3 protein-coding genes are annotated in these 4,127 nt (G+C 63.3%); 1 reads left to right on the top strand and 2 read right to left on the bottom strand.

Annotation, left to right across the window (positions count from 1 at the left end):
* Positions 1–440: alpha/beta hydrolase (locus tag ACCC94_RS28190; protein ID WP_413352892.1), on the bottom strand; the 440-nt coding region annotated here is incomplete at its 3' end.
* A 66-nt stretch (positions 441–506) separates the two neighbouring features.
* Positions 507–2,876, bottom strand: coding sequence for a phosphoenolpyruvate synthase (gene ppsA / locus ACCC94_RS28185; RefSeq protein WP_413352890.1), 2,370 nt, complete (start codon positions 2,874–2,876; stop codon positions 507–509).
* A 166-nt stretch (positions 2,877–3,042) separates the two neighbouring features.
* On the opposite strand from ppsA, the gene ACCC94_RS28180 reads away from it, so the two are divergent.
* Entirely contained in the window at positions 3,043–3,861 is an 819-nt protein-coding gene (locus ACCC94_RS28180) for a pyruvate, water dikinase regulatory protein (RefSeq protein ID WP_017516884.1), read from the top strand.
* The last annotated feature ends 266 nt before the right edge of the window (positions 3,862–4,127 follow it).

Raw genomic sequence — 4,127 nt, 5'->3', positions numbered from 1 at the left:
GCAGCCAGGGTCACTCCCCCCAGGGAATGACCGAGCCAGTGCGGCGCCTGACCACTCTGCTCGACCACGAAATCGGCGATGGCGGGCAGATCGAACCGCGCATAGTCGGCGACGCGGTTGCGCTCGTAATCCCCGTTGCGTACGGAGAGACCGTGGCCGCGCATCTCCGGAATCCACACATCGAATCCGGCGCGCGCCAGATAGGCGCCCAGGCCGATGCCCTTGGGCGAGTACCAGAAACGGCGGTTGGAGAAGCTGCCGTGCAGGAGGATCACCGGCACGCCTCGCCTCCCTTCGGGACGACCGAGACGGGTGACCGCCAGCTCGACGCTGGAGTCCGGGCTGTTGTTGGGCTTCAGGCGGTAGACGTCCTCGGCGAGGTCGCCACGCAATTCGGCGCTCAGGAGGGCGACCGGGAAGAGTTGACTGCTGCTTTGCATGGAATCGCTTGCATAAAAAAGGGCGGGTGAAAATCACCCGCCCTCTTCAGGGTGGTAAAGGAGACGTCAGGACTGGCCTTCGGCGAGGAAGAACCAGGTATCGAGGACCGAGTCGGGGTTCAGCGACACGCTCTCGATGCCCTGCTCCATCAGCCACTTGGCGAGGTCCGGGTGGTCCGACGGGCCCTGGCCGCAGATGCCGATGTACTTGCCGGCGCGGTTGCACGCCTGGATGGCATTGGACAGCAGCTTCTTCACCGCCGGGTTACGTTCGTCGAACAGGTGCGCAACGATGCCCGAATCGCGGTCCAGGCCCAGGGTCAGCTGGGTCAGGTCGTTGGAGCCGATGGAGAAGCCATCGAAGAACTCGAGGAATTCATCGGCCAGCAGGGCGTTGGACGGCAGCTCGCACATCATGATGACGCGCAGGCCGTTTTCGCCACGCTTGAGACCGTTGGTGGCCAGCAGGTCGACGACCTGGGAGGCTTCGCCCAGAGTACGGACGAAGGGCACCATCAGCTCGACGTTGGTCAGGCCCATCTCGTTGCGGACCTTCTTCATCGCGCGGCATTCGAGCTCGAAGCAGTCGCGGAAGGATTCGCTGATGTAGCGCGAGGCGCCACGGAAGCCGAGCATCGGGTTCTCTTCTTCCGGCTCGTAGAGCTTGCCGCCGATCAGGTTGGCGTATTCGTTGGACTTGAAGTCGGACAGGCGCACGATGACCTTCTTCGGCCAGAAGGCGGCGGCCAGGGTGCTGACGCCTTCGACCAGCTTCTCGACGTAGAAGCCGACCGGATCGTCGTAGCCGGCGATGCGCTTCTCGACGCTGTCCTTGATGTCCGCCGGCAGGCTGGCGAAGTTCAGCAGCGCCTTGGGATGCACGCCGATCATGCGGTTGATGATGAATTCCAGGCGGGCCAGGCCCACACCTTCGTTCGGCAGCTGGGCGAAATCGAAGGCGCGGTCGGGGTTGCCGACGTTCATCATGATCTTGAACGGCAGCTCGGGCATGGCATCGACCGAGTTCTGGCGGACATCGAAGCCCAGCTCGCCTTCGTAGATCAGGCCGGTATCGCCTTCGGCGCAGGACACGGTCACGCGCTGGCCATCGGTGAGCGCCGCGGTGGCGTTGCCACAGCCGACGACCGCCGGGATGCCCAGTTCACGGGCAATGATCGCGGCGTGGCAGGTACGCCCGCCACGGTTGGTGACGATGGCGCTGGCGCGCTTCATCACCGGTTCCCAGTCCGGGTCGGTCATGTCGGAGACCAGCACGTCGCCCGGCTGGACCTTGTCCATCTCGGAAACGTCGTGGATGACCTTCACCGGGCCTGCACCGATGCGCTGGCCGATGGCGCGGCCCTCGACCAGGACCTTGCCCTTTTCCTTGAGCAGGTAGCGCTCCATCACGTTGGCGCTGGAGCGGCTCTTCACGGTTTCCGGACGGGCCTGCACGATGTACAGCTTGCCGTCGTCACCATCCTTGGCCCACTCGATGTCCATCGGACGCTGGTAGTGCTTCTCGATGATCAGGGCCTGCTTGGCCAGCTCGATCACTTCGGCGTCGGACAGGGCGAAGCGCGCGCGGTCGGCCTTCTCCACGTCGACCACCTTGACCGACTTGCCGGCCTTGGCTTCTTCGCCGTAGACCATCTTGATGGCCTTGCTGCCCAGGTTGCGACGCAGGATGGCCGGGCGGCCGGCTTCCAGGGTCGGCTTGTGCACGTAGAACTCGTCGGGGTTCACCGCGCCCTGCACCACGGTCTCGCCGAGGCCGTAGGCGCCGGTGATGAACACCACGTCACGGAAACCGGATTCGGTGTCCAGGGTGAACATCACACCGGCGGTGCCGGTTTCCGAACGGACCATGCGCTGCACGCCGGCGGACAGGGCGACCAGCTTGTGGTCGAAGCCCTGGTGCACGCGGTAGGCGATGGCGCGGTCGTTGAAGAGGGAGGCGAAGACTTCCTTGGCCGCGCGGATCACGTTGTCCACGCCGCGGATGTTCAGGAAGGTCTCCTGCTGGCCGGCAAAGGAGGCGTCCGGCAGGTCTTCGGCGGTGGCGGAGGAACGCACGGCCACGGCCATGTTGTCGTTGCCGCCGGCCATCTCGGCGAAGGCCTTGCGAATCTCGGCATCCAGCTGGGCGGGGAACTCGGCGTCCATCACCCACTGGCGGATCTGCGCGCCGGTCTTGGCCAGGGCATTGACATCGTCGACGTCGAGGGCGTCGAGGGCCGCGTGGATGCGATCGTTCAGGCCGCTCTGCTCGAGGAAGTCACGGTAGGCCTGGGCGGTAGTGGCGAAGCCACCCGGTACGGAAACGCCGGCACCGGCGAGGTTGCTGATCATTTCGCCCAGGGATGCGTTCTTGCCCCCCACAGTTTCGACATCGTGGACGCCGAGCTTATCGAGGGAAACTACGTACTCTACCAAGGTGATCTCTCCACTAAGTGTTGGAAAAGCTCATACGAGTCGGTGCGAAACCACCCTTCTGGCCGGGGCCGGAAAAATGGGTGAGAATGCCCCGGCAAAGGGCCTTGCAAACGTGGGGCCTATCATAACCAGGATTCGATCCTACCTACCAAGGCCCGCTGCGCACATGAAACGAACTGCATTCTTCATTTCCGACGGCACCGGCATCACTGCCGAAACCCTCGGCCAGAGCCTTCTGGCGCAGTTCGAGAACATCAACTTCACCAAACTGACGCGACCTTACATCGATACCGAGGAAAAGGCGCGCGTCATGGTACAGCAAATCAACCGGGCTGCGGAGGCGGACGGGGCACGACCGATCATCTTCGATACCATCGTCAATCGTGAGATCCGTTCGGTCCTGGCGCAGTCGAATGGTTTCATGATTGACATCTTCTCGACGTTTTTGTCCCCGCTGGAACAAGAATTATCCTCAGACTCGTCGTATTCCGTCGGAAAATCCCACAGCATCGGCCATAACCCGCACTACATGGAGCGGATCGATGCAGTGAACTTCGCCCTCGACAACGACGACGGCGCGCGCACCCACTACTACGACAAGGCCGACCTGATCCTGGTCGGCGTGTCGCGCTGCGGCAAGACGCCCACCTGCCTTTATATGGCCCTGCAATATGGCATCCGCGCGGCGAACTACCCGCTGACCGAAGAGGACATGGAGCGCCTGCAGTTGCCCAACGCGCTCAAGCCCTACAAGCACAAGCTGTTCGGCCTGACCATCGACCCGGACCGGCTCACCGCCATCCGCCACGAGCGCAAGCCCAACAGCCGCTATGCCAGCTTCGCCCAGTGCGAATTCGAGGTTCGCGAGGTGGAGAACCTGTTCCGCCGCGAGAACATCGCCTACATCAACTCGACCCATTTCTCGGTGGAAGAAATCTCCGCCAAGATCCTCGTCGAGAAGGGCGTCGAGCGCCGGCTGAAGTAACCGGCGACAACGCGTGGATTGTCCAGGCGACGGCCGGCCTCACCGGCCGTTCGACTTTCTGCAGCCTTTGATTCGGGCGCCTATCATTCTCTGAACCCGCGTTTTACCCGTGGCAGTTCTCACGGATCGGGCATTCCCGGCACAGGAGAGCGCCATGCGAGAATGTCAGTACCTGATTCTGGTCGCCTTGTTGGCTTTGACGGGTTGCGATTCGGGCGACAAGCCCGTCGCCAAGACCGCCGCGGCCGCCCCGCCACCTGCCAGCC

Origin of the sequence: Pseudomonas sp. Pseusp97, from assembly GCF_047304025.1 — a bacterium.
In the GTDB taxonomy this organism is placed as follows: Bacteria; Pseudomonadota; Gammaproteobacteria; order Pseudomonadales; family Pseudomonadaceae; genus Pseudomonas.
The sequence above is the reverse complement of the archived record's forward strand: the minus strand, read 5'-3'. Positions and strand labels throughout refer to the sequence as shown.